Consider the following 13,293-nt stretch of genomic DNA (forward strand, 5'->3'; position numbering starts at 1 on the left):
CGCTGGTCAGGACCGGTGTGTTACGGGTGTCAGCGCGGTGCGGACAGCCGCTTCGACCTGGGTGGCGGCGTTGGCGTGGCCGGCGGCGTTCGGGTGCACGAGCGTCGCCCGGTTTCCGTCGGCGCACTCCAGCGTGATCGGACCGAGGGCCACCTCGGTCGGCCAGTACGAGCCCGCCGTCCCGCAGACGCCCTCGACCCACTTCACGTCCGGAGCCTGGCAGGCGTCGTGACCGGCGCTGGTGGCGGCGAGGTCGACGTACTCGTCGCCGGACAGTTCCGTGAGGGCACGGATGATCGCGTTGAGGTGGGTGGTCACCTCGTGCATCCAGGCGGCGTCCCCGTGCGTGACCGAGACCGTCCCGATGCCCTTGATCGCGGCGGCCAGCTCGGTGGTGTCCTTGCGGTCACAGCTGGTGGGGTCCTCGGGGAAGATCGTGGGGTAGCCGACCGTGATGATCCTGGCGTCGGGCGCCTTCGTGTGCACGGCACGCAGCATGCCGGCGTACTGGCGGGTGACCCGGTCGTACTTGTCGTAGATGGACTCGGGGTCCAGGACAGGGCCCCCGGCCTCGTAGGCGTCCCGGCACGGGGTGGCCTCGTCGGGCTGACCGATGCCGGCGAACAGGCAGGAGGAGAGCATCGTCCCGAAGGACATGCTGTTGCCGCCGACGCCGATCGTCACCACATCGGTGTCCTTGTTCAGCCCGGCCCGTTCGACCTGGGTCGCCACGCTGGGCCAGCCGTCCTCCGGCGGCTCCACCGGGCTGATCGGCGTCTGCCGGTCCGAGGCGATCTCGCCGATGACGGCCCCGCCGCAGCTGACGTCGGTCAGCTTCACGGCGCGGCCGGCCGGCGGTTCGGCGGCGAGCATGCCCGCGACCAGGTTCGGATACGAGCCGGTCGTGCGGTCGCAGCCGTCGCGGTCCGCGCTGCCGAGCGCGGGACTGGGCTCACCCACGAACACGCCCGCGGTGTACGAGTCGCCCAGCGCCACCCACTGCACCGGGTCCGCCGCCGACGCGGTGGCCGACCCACCCGCCGCGAGCGTCAGCAGGGCCACCGCGCCCAGCGCGACCCGGCGAACGACGGATCCGGCACCGGCCGCCCGCAGGGCCGGTGAAGGCGTCCTCATCTGGAACATGCAGCTCTCCCATGTCGAGCAAATGATCGTTACTCTCCATGCCCAAGCAGTCACCATCGGTGATGTGCCAGGTTCCGGATGATCATTCACTCCACCGTGTCCCATGGCCACGGAGGCGGAGCGGACGCGGTCCTCGACTGCGGCCGGGTCGGCTCCTTCAGAGCACGGTGAGGCGGTCCACCAGCAGTTCCACCCTCTGCTCCATGTACTCCGGCGGCAGCCGTCCCGCCCGGGTCAGGGTCGCGATCCCGTGCAGGGACGCCCAGAACACCTCGGTGAACACTCCTGGGTGGACGCCGTCCCCGGCGACCTCGCCGAGGCACTCCAGCAGGGCGGCGAAGGCGTCCTTGAGGGGTGCCGGGGTGTCCTCCCGCGCGTACGCCAGGCCGCCGTCGAGCTGGAACAGGGCGTCGTACACCGCCGGGTTGCACTCGGCGAAGTCGAGGTAGCCGCGGGCGAGGGCGGCGACCCGGGCGCGCGGACCGTCGGCGCCGGCGGTCGCTGCCCGCAGGGTCGCGGCCATCTCGGTGGCGCCCTGGAGGGCGACGGCGCCGATGATCTCGCGCTTGCCGCGGAAGTGGCTGTAGAGGACGGGCTGGCTGTATTCGATGCGCTCGGCGAGCCGGCGGGTGGTGACCGCGTCCCAGCCCTGCTGCTCGGCGAGTTCGCGGGCCGTCGCCACGATGAGGCGCTCGCGGTCCGCCCTTTCGCGCTGCTTGCGTGCTTGTACCGACATGATGCGATCCTAGCACCGCTAGACAATCGAGCGGCAGTAGTACTAGCGTTGTCACATCACCTAGCGCTGCTAGATCTCAGGAGGGGTCATCATGCTCAACGCACTCGAGGTCGTCACCACCGTGATCTTCGGAGTGATGGTGGGGGTGGAGTTCGCCGTCGCCTTCGTCATGAACCCGATCCTCAACGCCCTGCCCGAGGACAGCCGCCAGCTCGGCCACGCCCACGGGGGCCGGATGCTCGGCGCCGTGATGCCGGTCTGGTACATCGGCTCCCTCGCCCTCGTCGCGGTCTGGGCCGTCGCCGGACGGCACCACGACGGCATCGGCCTGGTCGTCATCGCCGGCGCGCTGCTGATCCTCGCCGTGGTCATGTCGATCCTGCTGCTCGTTCCGATCAACAACCGGAACAGGACGTGGACCCCCGAGAACCGGCCCGAGGACTGGAAGGAGCAGGTGAACCGCTGGCTCCGCTTCCACTACGTCCGTGTCGCCGTCCTCGTCGCCGCCTTCGCCCTGCTGGTCGCCGCCCTCGTCTGAGCCCAGGGCCGATACGGGCCGGGCGGCGCGCGCCCCGGGCCCCTAAACCCCCGGCACCCCGCCGGGCTGAGATGATCGGACCCATGCCCGCCTCCTCGACCCCGGCCCCCGGCACGGCCTCGCCGCCCGTCCCCTCCTCGCCGCTTCCCCTGGCAACCGAGCGGCTGCTGCTGCGGCCCGTGCGTGCGGGCGACGTTCCCGCCGTGACCCGGCTGTGGACGGACCCCCAGGTCAGGCGGCATCTGGGCGGGCCGGTCACCGAGCACGTCGTGCGGATCCGGCAGCGGCGCGTGGTGGGCGCGCCGGGCGTGCACGCGGTCGTGCGGGCGACCGACGGTGTGCTGCTCGGGCTGGTGACGGTGGAGCCCGCGGCACGGGACGGGGAGACGGAGATCTCGTACCAGTTCCTGCCCGAGCACTGGGGCAGGGGCTACGCACGGGAGGCCGTCGCGGCCGTCCTCGACATCACGCTCCGCGAGACCCCCAGTGTGGTCGCGCTGACCCAGCAGGCGAACCACCGCTCCCGGCGCCTCCTGGAGGACGTCGGGATGACGCATGTCTCGTCCTTCGTCGAGTTCGAGGCCCACCAGGTCCTCTACCGGCGCCGAAGCTGACCCGGCCGACCCGCGTCGCCCCGAACGCCCTCGGGGCCGGGCCGGCTGCCGGGACACCTATGCCAAGGAGCTCTGACCCATGTCCTTCCTGGTGATCGGCGAGTGCGTCGCCGACATCGTGCCGGCGCCGCCGGGCTCCGGCGCCGCCGACCGGGTCCACCCGGGCGGCAGCCCCGCCAACGTCGCCTACGGCCTCGCCCGCCTCGGCCGGGACGTGACCCTGCTCACGCAGCTCGCCGACGACTCCCACGGACGGCTGATCGCGGACCACCTCACGGGCGCGGGCGTACGGGTGGAGGTCGGCGGCACACCCGCCCGCACCCCGTCGGCGGTCGTCGGGCTCGACGCGTACGGTCGGGCCGCGTACACCTTCGACATCGCCTGGACCCTGTCGGCCGGAGCGGCGGCGTCGCCCGCTCCCGCCCATGTGCACATCGGCTCGATCGCCGCCGTCGTCGCCCCCGGCGCGGACACCGTCCTCGCGGAGGCCGACCGGCTGCGGGACCGGGCCACAGTCAGCTACGACCCCAACGTACGGCCCCGGCTGATGGGCGAGCGGACGGCGGCCGTCGCCCGCGTCGAGCGCTGCGTCGCCCTCGCCGATCTCGTCAAGGCGAGCGACGAGGACCTGGCCTGGCTGTACCCGGGCGAGGACCCGCAGGAGGTCGCCGCCCGCTGGCTGGCCCTCGGTCCGGCCCTCGTCCTGGTCACCCGGGGCGCGGCCGGCTCCCTCGCCCTCACCCGGCACCACACGGTCGCCGCCGGGGCGCCCCCGGTCACCGTCGTCGACACCGTCGGGGCCGGCGACTCGTTCATGTCCGCCGTCCTGGACACCCTCGCCGGACGGGGGCGGGAGGCCCTCGGCGCCCTCGGCGCCGAGCACCTCGCGGAACTGCTGCGGAGAGCGGGAGCGGCGGCGGCCGTCACCGTCTCGCGGGCGGGCGCCCTCCCGCCCGACCGGTCCGAACTGGACGCGTCCGGGCCGGAGTTCCCGGTCAGGTCCGGGCGTGAGTGGTGATGTCGGAGGCGAACTGCTCGACCATCTCCGGCGTCACCGTCGGCCGGCACTCGGCGATGGCCTCCAGGTAGTCCACCGTGCTCGCCCCGGGGATCGGGCCGTCACCGGCGCGCCCGCCGACGGAGAGCAGGTCCCGCTCGAAGGACGATCAGATCCACGACGGCCGCGAGATCGCTCTCGCGGTAGTCGTGGATGTGCCGGTTCACCGGTGGTACCGCCCCTCGTCGGTGCCGTTGCGGCGAGGCTGGGCGCGGTCCCGGAGGCCGGCCGTGCGCCATCCCGCACAAGGCGGCGCGGGCGAACGCGCCGTACCGGCTCTATGCGGTCCGATGCGGTCCGACGTGGTCGTGCGAGGCCCGGTGCGGTCCCCGCATGCGAAAAGGCCTCCGGAAGGAGTTCCTTCCGGAGGCCTGCGTGCCGATGGGACCGGCGGGAAAGCAGCCGGTGCGACGACGGGAACGTCAGTAGGCCGGGGCCAGCTTCGGGTTCGGGCCGTGGGCGTTCTCGTGCTGGTCGCCCTCGGTGGCGAGGAAGACGATCAGGATGATGGCGCCGACCAGCGGGATCAGGTCGATGAGGATCCACCAGCCCGAGCGGCCGGTGTCGTGCAGGCGGCGGACCGTCACGCCCAGGCCCGGCAGGAGGATGGCCAGGAAGTAGACCACGTACAGCAGCGGGTAGGTGCCGATCGCCATGTCGACGACCATGATGATGATTGCCGCGATCACGTTGAACAGGAAGAACATCCAGAATTCCTGGCGACGGGCGCGTCCGTTGAACACGGCGTACTTCTTGAGAACGTCGAGGTACCAGTTCACTTTGTCCCCCCAAGGACTGGGTATGAGAGCGGGAGCCTGTCCCTGTGGAGCAAGCTTTACGCAGAACTTAGGTGGCTGAAACCACATGGGTCAATTCGTTACCGGGTAGTGGCCGTTCCGGCGCTGGGGAACGTGAACGGCGGCGCCTCCGGTGAGGGAGGTGCCGCCGTTCGGGGAGAGGATCAGAACGTCACGTCCTTCTCTTGGTCATCAGCAGTCCGCCGGCCGTGAGGGAGAACAGGCAGACGCACGCGCCGGTGATCACATTGCTGAGGATCGTGCCCGTGTCGGGGTTCCGCGAGACCACCCACGGGGCGACGATCAGCCACGCGCCCAGCAGCAGTACGACGAAGTTCAGGTCCTGCGACCGCTCCGGCGCCATCGACATGCACAGGCCGAGGCCCGCGAGGGCGATGCCGACGACCAGGTTGGTGATGGCGAGTTCGGGGCGGGCGGCGGAGAAGTGCACCGTCCACGCGGAGATCGCGGCGTAGATGCCGGCGAGGATCACGAGTTCCTCGACCGCCGTGACACCTCGGGTCTGGAGCATACGGGCATATCGGTCCCGCATTTCCGGCGCATCGGGGTGTCCCGCGATATCACCAGGACGGTGAGAGACGTCGGCCATACGACTCGCCTCCTTCTGGCGTCATGCACGTCTGACCGCACTTGCGGCGAATGGGGCCGCTGCTTCATTGTGCTCTTATCTGGCCTTTATGTGTAGGTCTGCCCCATAAGGGAACCGCACAGAATTTGAGTCGCGCATATGCAGGGAACCACCAAAGGAAGATCCCGTTCAACAAAAATTCAATTCAAACGCGAACCACTCGTCGCGTCGGTGTGCCAGGCGCCCGTATGCCGGGTGCCCGGCGCGTCTCCGGCGTAGCCTGGAGGTGGACTCGGGGTCCGACTCTTCACCGCCGGGAGCGGATGATGGCCGGCATCGTACGAAGAAGCTTCGACGCAGCGGACGAGACCCGCCCCTTCGAGGACGGCAAGGGCAGGGTCGACCTGCTCACCAGCGGACGCGGCCCGGTCGGCCGCGCCGTGTTCGAACCCGGCTGGAAGTGGTCCCAGCACGTCAAGCCCATCGCGGGCACCGGCAGCTGCCAGGCCTCCCACGTCGGATACGTCGTCAGCGGCCGGATGAAGGTCGTCATGGACGACGGCGAGTCGGCCGAGTTCGGCGCCGGCGACTACATGGAGGTCACCCCCGGGCACGACGCCTGGGTAGTGGGCGACGAGGCCTGCGTGGCCGTCGACTGGACGGGCTTCGGCGACTACGCCAAACCCCAGGGCTCCTGACGCTTCACACGCCCTACCGGCAGGACCGGGGAACGCCCGTGCCAGGAGCGGGCGTTCACCCGTAGGCGTCGGTGACGCAGTCGGTCGCGCACCGCCAGTGCTCGAACCGGCGCCGCAGCGCCGCCGCCGCGTGCGGTCGCTCCACCTCGGCGTACCCGTATCGCTCCCGCGTCATCCGCACCACGGCCTCGACGGTGACGATCGCCGGTTCGCCCTCCCCGGCGGACCTGCGGGCCACCGAGATGACCTGGTCGGCCGCCCGCTGCAGGTTGCGGGCGTACTCCCGCTGCGCCATGGTGCGCGCCCGGGAGGCGGCGAACGGCCGCGCCGCGCGCCCCTTCCAGACCACCCCGGCCGTCATGAGTCCCACGCCGGACAGCCCGATGAACGCCCCCATCAGGATCCCGCCCCACCCCATCACCGGCCGCCTTCCCCTGGACCCGCCGCTCCGAACGGCCTCCCCGATTCTAGGGCGGACCGCCCGCCCCGACGGGGCTCGCGACGGTTTCGACACGACACCTCCTAGAACCGTCCCTTCGGGGGCCGTGACCAGGCGGGCGCCCAGATCCCGGGGTCCGGGCGCGTGAGGTCCGGTGCCTCGGGGGAGGCGCCGAGGCGGTCGCGCAGGGCGAGCAGCGCGGGATGGGGATTGTCCACGGCCCAGAGCAGCGAGTGCGGGTAGACCGGGGTCGGGCCGTGCACGGCGACACGGCGCAGGCCGTGGCCCTCGGGCCAGACCAGCCGGGTCCACTCGCCGACGAAGGTCGCCAGGCCGGGGGAGGTCGCCACCTTGTCGAACAGCGGTTCGGTGCCGAAGTCCGGCCCCGTCACCTCGATGCTGAGCCCGAACGCGGCGGCGAGGTCGGCGTAGTAGGCGGCCCACTCCGTTCCGCCGACCACTCCCGGAACCCAGATCCGGTGCCCCACCAGCTCCGCCGGGGTCACCTCGCCCGCCTCCGCGAGCGGGTGCTCAGGACCCGTCAGGAGCTGCATCGGCTCGTCCAGGACCGGAAGCGCCCCGATCCCCTCGGGAAGCCGCCGGCCCGGCATGGTGACCGCACGGAACGACGCGTCGACCGTGCCCGCCCGGAGTGCCGCGACGGCCGCGTCGGAGTCGAAGAGGGTCACCACGTCCAGTTCCACCTCCGGGTGCGCCCGGTGGAAATCGCGCAGCAGCGCCGCCGGTGCCAGCCGGCGGCCGATCACGTCCACCCGCAGCGCGCGCCGCCCCGGACGCACGGAGGCGAGCGCCCGCGCCTCGGCGTCGAGCAGGGCGCGCGCGTGCGGCAGGAACGCCCGCCCGTCGACCGTCACCTCCGCGCCCCGGCCGGTACGGGCGAACAGACGTACCCCCAACTCCTTCTCCAGTGCGGCGACCCGCTTCGAGACGGCCTGCTGGGTGACGGACAGGTCGTCGGCGGCCCGCCGGAACCGGCCCGAGTCGACGACGGCGAGAAAGGTGCGTACGGCTTCGAGATCCACGGCGCGCAGCGTAGGCCGACAACCGTCGGTTGTGGTGCGCGCGACACCCGGTTGTTTGATCCGGACTCCCCCCGCTCGCTTGGATGGCGGCGGTCCCGGTGCGGTCGGCGCGGACGGGCGGCGAGAGGTGTACGGGTATGCGGCGAGGGGTGTCCCTGGGGCGGGACTACGGGTGGCTGTGGGCCGCCTACGCGGGAAGCACCATGGGCACCTGGGTCGCCTTCAACGCCTTCCCCCTGCTCGCGATCACCGTCCTCCACGAGGGCACCGCCGCGGTGGCCGCCCTCGCCGCGGTCGGCGCGGCCGTCGGCGCCGCCGTCGCCGTACCGCTCGGCCCCTGGGTGGAGTTCCGCCGCAAGCGGCCCGTCATGATCGCGATGGACCTGGTGCGCTGTGCCGCCCTGCTGAGCGTCGCCGTCGCCTACGCCTTCGGCGGGCTCGGCTTCGCCCAGCTCCTGGTGGTCTCCGTCCTCGTCGCCGCGGCCGACATCACCTTCGGCGCGGCCTCCGGAGCCTTCCTCAAGGCGCTCGTCCGCCCCGAGGACCTGCTCGTCGCCCAGGCCCGCTTCGAGTCGACGACCTGGACCGCGACCGTGATCGGGCCACCGCTCGGCGGCGCGCTCCTCGCGGTGCTCGGCCCGGTGGCGACGGTGGTGGCCGACGCCCTGAGCTATCTGCTCTCGGCGGCCGGCATCCGCGCGATCGGGACGCGGGAGGAACGGCCCGAGGGCGGGACGGGCACCCGGCTGAGCGCGGGCGACCTCCTCGAAGGATGGCGGGGGATCCTCGCCCACCCCGTACTGCGCCCCCTCTTCGTCAACACACTCGTGGTCAACGGCCTGATCATGGCCACGGCCCCGCTCCTCGCCGTCCTCATGCTCGGTCCCCTCGGCTTCAGCCCCTGGCAGTACGGGCTCGCCTTCGCGGTGCCGTGCGCCGCCGGGCTCATCGGCTCCCGGCTCGCCCGGCCGCTCGTCGTGCGCTTCGGGCAGCGCCGGGTCCTGCTGGTCTCGGGAGCGCTGCGGGCCTGCTGGCCCGTGGGTCTCGTCTTCATCCACCCCGGCGTGACGGGGCTGCTGCTCGTGATCGGCATCGAGTTCGCGCTGATCGGCTGCGCGGCCGTGTTCACCCCGGTGCTCGCCGCCCACCGCCTGGAAGTGACGGTCACCGGCCGTGTGGCCCGCACCCTGACCGCCTGGTCGGTGAGCACGAAGACCTCCATCGCGGCGATGACCGCGCTGGGCGGGGCCCTCGCCTCCGTCATCGGCCCCCGGGCGGCCCTCGGCGTGGCCGGCGTCCTGCTGCTCGCGACCCCGCTGCTCCTGCCCTGGGCGGCGGGGCGCACACCATCGGAGATTGACACGTGTAAGTCGTCGGTGACAGGCTGATCGTCCGGCCCTGTGCCCCGCGCAGAAGGAGCAGCACCCCATGAGCACCACCGTCACCACCACCCGCGGGCCCGTCCGCGGCGAGCGCCGCGCCGACGGCAGCCACCGGTTCCTGGGCATTCCCTACGCGCAGCCGCCCGTGGGTGACCTGCGCTTCGCCGCCCCCGTACCGCCCGAGCCGTGGTCGGAGCCGCTCGACGCCACCGCGTACGGGCCGACGGCACAGCGCCGCCCCTTCTCCGAGGTCACCACCATCCCCGAGCCGTCCATCCCGGGCGCCGGAGTCCTCAACCTCAACGTCTTCACCCCCGCCACCGACCCGGCGGCAGCCCTGCCCGTCCTCGTCTGGATCCACGGCGGCGGCTACGTCGCCGGCTCGGCCGCCAGCCCGTGGTACGACGGCGCCGCCTTCAACCGGGACGGCGTCATCCTGGTCTCCCTGGGCTACCGGCTCGGCATCGAGGGCTTCCTGCACCTGGAGGACGCCCCCGACAACCGGGGCGTACGGGACTGGATCGCCGCCCTGGAGTGGGTGCGGGACAACATAGCGGCCTTCGGCGGCGACCCCGCCAAGGTGACCATCGCCGGGCAGTCGGCCGGCGGCGGCGCCGTACAGACGCTGCTCTCCGTCCCCAGCGCCCGGGGCCTGTTCCGCGGCGCCCTCTCCGTCTCGGGCGCCATCCCTCGCCCCGACGGCCCCGAGATCGCCCGCGCTGCCTCCCGGCTCCTCACCTCCCGCACCGGCCTCCCGGCCACCGCCGCCGCCCTCCGCGACCTGAGCGACGACCAGATCCTGGACATCCAGGACCTCATGGCGGAGCCGGGCCCGGACCGCGGCGAACTCCCGCCGATGCTGTGCCTCGCGCCCTTCGCCGACGGCGAGCTGATCCCGGTCCCCGCGCAGGAGGCGCTGACGACGGGCGAGGCGGGTGCGGACGTGCCGCTGATGCTCGGATTCACCGAGCAGGAGTTCGCGATGATCCCCGCGCCCGGACCGGAGGGCCCGCCGCTGCCCGTCCTGCTCGGCGGCCTCGGACTCGACCCCGCCAGGACCGAGGCCCTCACCGAGGCGTACGCGGAGGGCGGCCCGGAGCTGCTCTTCGGCCAGGCGCTCACCGACTCCATGTTCCGCGCCCCGAACCTCGCCGTCGCGGACGCCCGCGCCGCGCGCGAACGGCCCACCTGGCTGTACGAGTTCACCTGGCGCTCGCCGGTCCTCGGCCTCTCCTTCCACTGCCTCGACCTGCCCTTCGCCTTCGACCTCCTCGACGCCGAGGGCGTCGCGGACGTCGCGGGCGAGGCGCCGCCGCGCGAGCTGGCCGACGCCCTGCACCGGGCCTGGGTCGCCTTCGTCACGCACCAGGACCCGGGCGCCGACTGGCCCCGCTACACGGTGAAGGACCGCGCCACGAAGATCTGGGACACCGAGCCCCGCGTCGCCCTGGACTCCCTGAGCCGGGTGCGCGCCCTCTGGCTCGACTGAGCCGGGTACGCGTCCTCCGGCTCGACCGAGCCCGAGGACCGTCCCGATGGCGGCCGCGGGGGAGCGGCCGTCGGGGAGGGGGGACGGGGCAGGGCGGGGTGGGGCGGGGAAGGACGGCCGGTGTCTCGGCGGCACGGGACCGGCGGTCCCGAACCCGCGGCCCGCGCCCCGGCCTCCTCGGACGGGCGGCCCGGGAGCGCCCGTCCGTGCCCCGCTGGGCTGTCCCCGATGGGGACGCGCCCAGTGGGGTACGCCCGTGGCCGGGGGCCTGTGGGGACAGGCGCCCTGTGCTGCGGTGGCGGCGGGGCGGTCGGTGTGACGAGCCCGTGGGACCGCGGCCTGACCGGCCTGACCGGCCTGACCGGCCTGACCGGCCTGACCGGTCTGAGGGTCGGTCGGTGTGGCGAGCCCGCGGGTGCGTCCGCCTGACGCGGCCCGCGGGTTCCGTCGACCGACCGCCCCTCGGGCCGTCGGTCTGGCGACGCGCCCGTCCCGCCTTCCCCTTCCGCCCGATAGCATCGCGCAGCCCCGGTACCGCACCCGTCACGGAACGGAACGCCCGATGCTGAAGGACTTCGCCGAGCTCTCCACGCCCCTCGTCGCGGACGCCTGTGTGCGTCTCGGGGAACCCCTGCGGGCCGCGCCCGTCGGCATCATGCCCGTCGTGGACGGCAAGCGCGTCGCCGGCCGGGCGCTTCCCGTGCGGCACCACGGGAGCGTCGACGTCTTCCTGGAGGCGTTCATCCACGCCGAGCCCGGCGACATCCTCGTCATCGACAACGCCGGCCGCCGCGACGAGGCCTGCATCGGCGACCTCGCGGTCCTGGAGGCCCGGGCGGCGGGCGTCGCCGGAGTCGTCGTCTGGGGCCTGCACCGCGACACCCCGGACCTCGTCGAGATCGGGCTGCCCGTCTTCTCGTACGGCCGCCACGCGCCCGGCCCCGTCCGGCTCGACCCCCGGGCCCCGGACGCGCTGCGCACCGCGCGCTTCGGCGGGCACGAGGTGACCGGCGCCGACATCGTGTTCGCGGACGACGACGGCGTGCTCTTCGTGCCCGCCGCCCGCGCGGCCGACGTCCTGGACGCCGCCCGCGCCCTCTTCCGTACGGAGCGCGAGCAGGCCCGCCGCATCAGGGCGGGGGAGTCCCTGCGCGCCCAGACCCGCTTCGACGCCTATCTGGCCGGCCGCGCCGAGGACCCCTCGTACACCTTCCGCCACCATCTGCGTCGGATCGGCGGCGCGATCGAGGAGTGAGCCCCGTGCGCCGCGCACCGGCACCGGCCGGGTTCAGCCCTCGAAGCCGACCGTGCCGTCCGGCAGGATCGCCTCCACGCGCGCGCCGTGCTCCACGGTCCGGCTCACCGTGCAGAACTTCTCGTGCGTGAGCCGCACCCCGCGGGCGAACACCTCGGCCGCCTTGGGGTTGTTGTCCGGAAGCTCGAACTCGTAGCTGACCCGGATCCGCCCCACCCGGCCGTCGTCCTCGGGACCCGAGACCGACTCGACGACGATCTTCAGGTCGTCGTGGTCCACGGCCCGCGCGGTCCGGTCCACGACGAGCCCGCCGCAGCCGCCCATCGCCGCGAGCAGCAACTCGACGGGGGTGAAGGAGGGCTGTGCGTCCGCGTCGTCGGCGGCGGCCATCCGGACCTCCGCGCCCCGGTCGTTGCGGGCGGTCCAGTTCCGGTACCCGGTGCGGACGGTCTCGATCCGGTAGTCGGCCATGGAGTCGGTCTCCTTCGTTCTGGAATGCGTCCCCGTACGGTACGGTCGCCCGCCCACGCAACCCCACCACCCCCGCCCGGCCAAGCGGACGCGCCGACCACCGCCGACCGGTGGCGGTCGTCAGCGCACCGGCGCGACGGGCCCGTCGGGGCGTGTATCCGGGTGCGGCGCGGTGCCGGATCCGCCCGCGTGCGCCCGTACCACCGCGCCCCACGCCTCCGACACCGCGCCCCAGACCGCGCGCAGTCCGGGCTCCGCCTCCCGTACGGTCCTCACCGCCGCCTCCGGGTCGCCGCCCACCGCGCGGAGGCGCGCGCCGTCCTCCGCGGCCCATTCCGCGACCGCGTCCGCGCAGACCTCCGGATGGAACTGCACCGCCCACCCCGCGTCCCCGACCCGGAACGCCTGGTACGGGCAGTCGTCACCCGTCAGGAGGGGTACGGCGCCCGGCGGCAGCCGGTCGACCTCGTCCCAGTGCCACTGGGCGGCGAGCGCGCCGTCCGGTACGCCCCCGAGGACCGGGTCCCGCCCGGCGGCAGGCAGCCTTCGCAGCGGGACGGCGCCCACCTCGGGGCCCCCGGAGCGGGTCGTGACCGAGCCGCCCAGGGCGTGGGCGACGATCTGCCCGCCCAGGCATATCCCGAGCAGCGGCATCCCCCCGGCCACCGCCTCGCGGACGAGTGTGCGGACCGCAGGAAGCCATGGGGCGGCCTCGTCGTCCTCGCAGTTGACGGAGCCGCCGAGCACGAGCAGCCCCGCGTGGCCCCGCAGGTCGGCCGGCAGTGCCTCGCCCCGCCAGGCGCGCACCACGTCGAGCCGCAGGCCCGCGCCCACGAGTCGCTCACCGACGAGACCGGGCCCGGCCTCCTCCTCGTGCTGCACCACCAGAACGTCGATTCGCCTGTCCGCAGCCGCGCGGCTTCCGGTCGTCACGGTCGTCCCGCCTCCCACTCCTGTCCCGGGGGCACCTCGTCATGCCCGCCGCCCCGAGGATCGCCGAAGGGCGCCCGCCCGGGAACCCTTGGGAGGACGCGGAGTGATC

15 protein-coding genes are annotated in these 13,293 nt (G+C 73.3%); 7 read left to right on the forward strand and 8 right to left on the reverse strand.

Translation table 11 applies throughout. The annotated features are described in order from the left end of the window. Positions 1 to 6: 6 nt before the first annotated feature. Together ABT154_RS08115 and ABT154_RS08120 are read right to left on the reverse strand one after the other, a co-directional pair. Positions 7 to 1,143, reverse strand: coding sequence for an SGNH/GDSL hydrolase family protein (locus ABT154_RS08115; protein ID WP_351854376.1), 1,137 nt, complete (start codon positions 1,141 to 1,143; stop codon positions 7 to 9). Positions 1,144 to 1,300: 157 nt separating this feature from the next. Further along, on the reverse strand, positions 1,301 to 1,879 hold the full coding sequence (locus tag ABT154_RS08120; RefSeq protein WP_351854379.1) for a TetR/AcrR family transcriptional regulator: 579 nt from the start codon (positions 1,877 to 1,879) through the stop codon (positions 1,301 to 1,303). Between the two features lie 91 nt (positions 1,880 to 1,970). Between ABT154_RS08120 and ABT154_RS08125 the strand changes: the two genes are divergently transcribed. The 3 genes from ABT154_RS08125 to ABT154_RS08135 all read left to right on the forward strand — a co-directional run bounded on the left by ABT154_RS08125 (position 1,971) and on the right by ABT154_RS08135 (position 4,049). After that, entirely contained in the window at positions 1,971 to 2,417 is a 447-nt protein-coding gene (locus ABT154_RS08125; protein ID WP_351854381.1) for an anthrone oxygenase family protein, read from the forward strand. An 83-nt stretch (positions 2,418 to 2,500) separates the two neighbouring features. After that, entirely contained in the window at positions 2,501 to 3,031 is a 531-nt protein-coding gene (locus tag ABT154_RS08130) for a GNAT family N-acetyltransferase (protein WP_351854383.1), read from the forward strand. 79 nt (positions 3,032 to 3,110) lie between these two features. Continuing rightward, positions 3,111 to 4,049: a carbohydrate kinase family protein gene (locus ABT154_RS08135; RefSeq protein WP_351854385.1), complete on the forward strand. Its 939-nt coding sequence runs from the start codon at positions 3,111 to 3,113 to the stop codon at positions 4,047 to 4,049. Positions 4,050 to 4,510: 461 nt separating this feature from the next. Here ABT154_RS08135 and ABT154_RS08140 read toward each other — a convergent pair whose 3' ends face one another. Both ABT154_RS08140 and ABT154_RS08145 read right to left on the reverse strand, forming a co-directional pair. Then, positions 4,511 to 4,867 carry a DUF805 domain-containing protein gene (locus ABT154_RS08140; RefSeq protein WP_351854388.1) on the reverse strand — a complete coding sequence of 119 codons (357 nt, stop codon included), beginning with the start codon at positions 4,865 to 4,867 and terminating at the stop codon, positions 4,511 to 4,513. A gap of 190 nt (positions 4,868 to 5,057) precedes the next feature. Further along, on the reverse strand, positions 5,058 to 5,417 hold the full coding sequence (locus ABT154_RS08145; RefSeq protein WP_351854391.1) for an SPW repeat protein: 360 nt from the start codon (positions 5,415 to 5,417) through the stop codon (positions 5,058 to 5,060). Between the two features lie 383 nt (positions 5,418 to 5,800). Between ABT154_RS08145 and ABT154_RS08150 the strand changes: the two genes are divergently transcribed. Continuing rightward, entirely contained in the window at positions 5,801 to 6,172 is a 372-nt protein-coding gene (locus tag ABT154_RS08150; protein WP_351854394.1) for a cupin domain-containing protein, read from the forward strand. A 55-nt stretch (positions 6,173 to 6,227) separates the two neighbouring features. Here the strand turns inward: ABT154_RS08150 and ABT154_RS08155 are convergent, their stop codons facing one another. Both ABT154_RS08155 and ABT154_RS08160 read right to left on the reverse strand, forming a co-directional pair. Next, a complete protein-coding gene (locus ABT154_RS08155; RefSeq protein ID WP_351854396.1) occupies positions 6,228 to 6,590 on the reverse strand; it encodes a hypothetical protein in 363 nt (120 codons plus the stop codon). Between the two features lie 104 nt (positions 6,591 to 6,694). Next, positions 6,695 to 7,654, reverse strand: coding sequence for a LysR family transcriptional regulator (locus tag ABT154_RS08160; RefSeq protein WP_351854398.1), 960 nt, complete (start codon positions 7,652 to 7,654; stop codon positions 6,695 to 6,697). Between the two features lie 137 nt (positions 7,655 to 7,791). Between ABT154_RS08160 and ABT154_RS08165 the strand changes: the two genes are divergently transcribed. The 3 genes from ABT154_RS08165 (at position 7,792) to ABT154_RS08175 (ending at position 11,780) form a co-directional block, all read left to right on the forward strand. Beyond that, on the forward strand, positions 7,792 to 9,042 hold the full coding sequence (locus ABT154_RS08165) for an MFS transporter (protein WP_351854401.1): 1,251 nt from the start codon (positions 7,792 to 7,794) through the stop codon (positions 9,040 to 9,042). Positions 9,043 to 9,082: 40 nt separating this feature from the next. Next, positions 9,083 to 10,525 (forward strand): carboxylesterase/lipase family protein, encoded by a 1,443-nt coding sequence (locus tag ABT154_RS08170; protein WP_351854404.1) that lies wholly within the window; start codon positions 9,083 to 9,085, stop codon positions 10,523 to 10,525. 562 nt (positions 10,526 to 11,087) lie between these two features. Continuing rightward, positions 11,088 to 11,780: an RraA family protein gene (locus ABT154_RS08175; RefSeq protein ID WP_351854407.1), complete on the forward strand. Its 693-nt coding sequence runs from the start codon at positions 11,088 to 11,090 to the stop codon at positions 11,778 to 11,780. A 33-nt stretch (positions 11,781 to 11,813) separates the two neighbouring features. Here ABT154_RS08175 and ABT154_RS08180 read toward each other — a convergent pair whose 3' ends face one another. Both ABT154_RS08180 and ABT154_RS08185 read right to left on the reverse strand, forming a co-directional pair. After that, complete coding sequence (locus tag ABT154_RS08180) at positions 11,814 to 12,251, reverse strand: OsmC family protein (protein ID WP_073902499.1); 438 nt, start codon at positions 12,249 to 12,251, stop codon at positions 11,814 to 11,816. Positions 12,252 to 12,371: 120 nt separating this feature from the next. Then, a complete protein-coding gene (locus ABT154_RS08185) occupies positions 12,372 to 13,184 on the reverse strand; it encodes a type 1 glutamine amidotransferase (RefSeq protein ID WP_351854410.1) in 813 nt (270 codons plus the stop codon). Positions 13,185 to 13,293 lie beyond the last annotated feature (109 nt).

The sequence above is a fragment of the Streptomyces sp. NPDC001728 genome, assembly GCF_040297565.1.
Taxonomy (GTDB): Bacteria; Actinomycetota; Actinomycetes; order Streptomycetales; family Streptomycetaceae; genus Streptomyces.

What these genes read in the sequence shown, in the direction of transcription:
- ABT154_RS08135 (WP_351854385.1), top strand. Translation starts at nt 3,111, where the DNA reads ATGTCCTTCCTGGTGATCGGCGAGTGCGTCGCCGACATCGTGCCGGCG.
- ABT154_RS08130 (WP_351854383.1), top strand. Translation starts at nt 2,501, where the DNA reads ATGCCCGCCTCCTCGACCCCGGCCCCCGGCACGGCCTCGCCGCCCGTC.
- ABT154_RS08150 (WP_351854394.1), top strand. Translation starts at nt 5,801, where the DNA reads ATGGCCGGCATCGTACGAAGAAGCTTCGACGCAGCGGACGAGACCCGC.
- ABT154_RS08165 (WP_351854401.1), top strand. Translation starts at nt 7,792, where the DNA reads ATGCGGCGAGGGGTGTCCCTGGGGCGGGACTACGGGTGGCTGTGGGCC.
- ABT154_RS08120 (WP_351854379.1), bottom strand. Translation starts at nt 1,879, where the DNA reads ATGTCGGTACAAGCACGCAAGCAGCGCGAAAGGGCGGACCGCGAGCGC.
- ABT154_RS08145 (WP_351854391.1), bottom strand. Translation starts at nt 5,417, where the DNA reads ATGCTCCAGACCCGAGGTGTCACGGCGGTCGAGGAACTCGTGATCCTC.
- ABT154_RS08180 (WP_073902499.1), bottom strand. Translation starts at nt 12,251, where the DNA reads ATGGCCGACTACCGGATCGAGACCGTCCGCACCGGGTACCGGAACTGG.
- ABT154_RS08115 (WP_351854376.1), bottom strand. Translation starts at nt 1,143, where the DNA reads ATGTTCCAGATGAGGACGCCTTCACCGGCCCTGCGGGCGGCCGGTGCC.
- ABT154_RS08175 (WP_351854407.1), top strand. Translation starts at nt 11,088, where the DNA reads ATGCTGAAGGACTTCGCCGAGCTCTCCACGCCCCTCGTCGCGGACGCC.
- ABT154_RS08155 (WP_351854396.1), bottom strand. Translation starts at nt 6,590, where the DNA reads ATGGGGTGGGGCGGGATCCTGATGGGGGCGTTCATCGGGCTGTCCGGC.
- ABT154_RS08170 (WP_351854404.1), top strand. Translation starts at nt 9,083, where the DNA reads ATGAGCACCACCGTCACCACCACCCGCGGGCCCGTCCGCGGCGAGCGC.
- ABT154_RS08125 (WP_351854381.1), top strand. Translation starts at nt 1,971, where the DNA reads ATGCTCAACGCACTCGAGGTCGTCACCACCGTGATCTTCGGAGTGATG.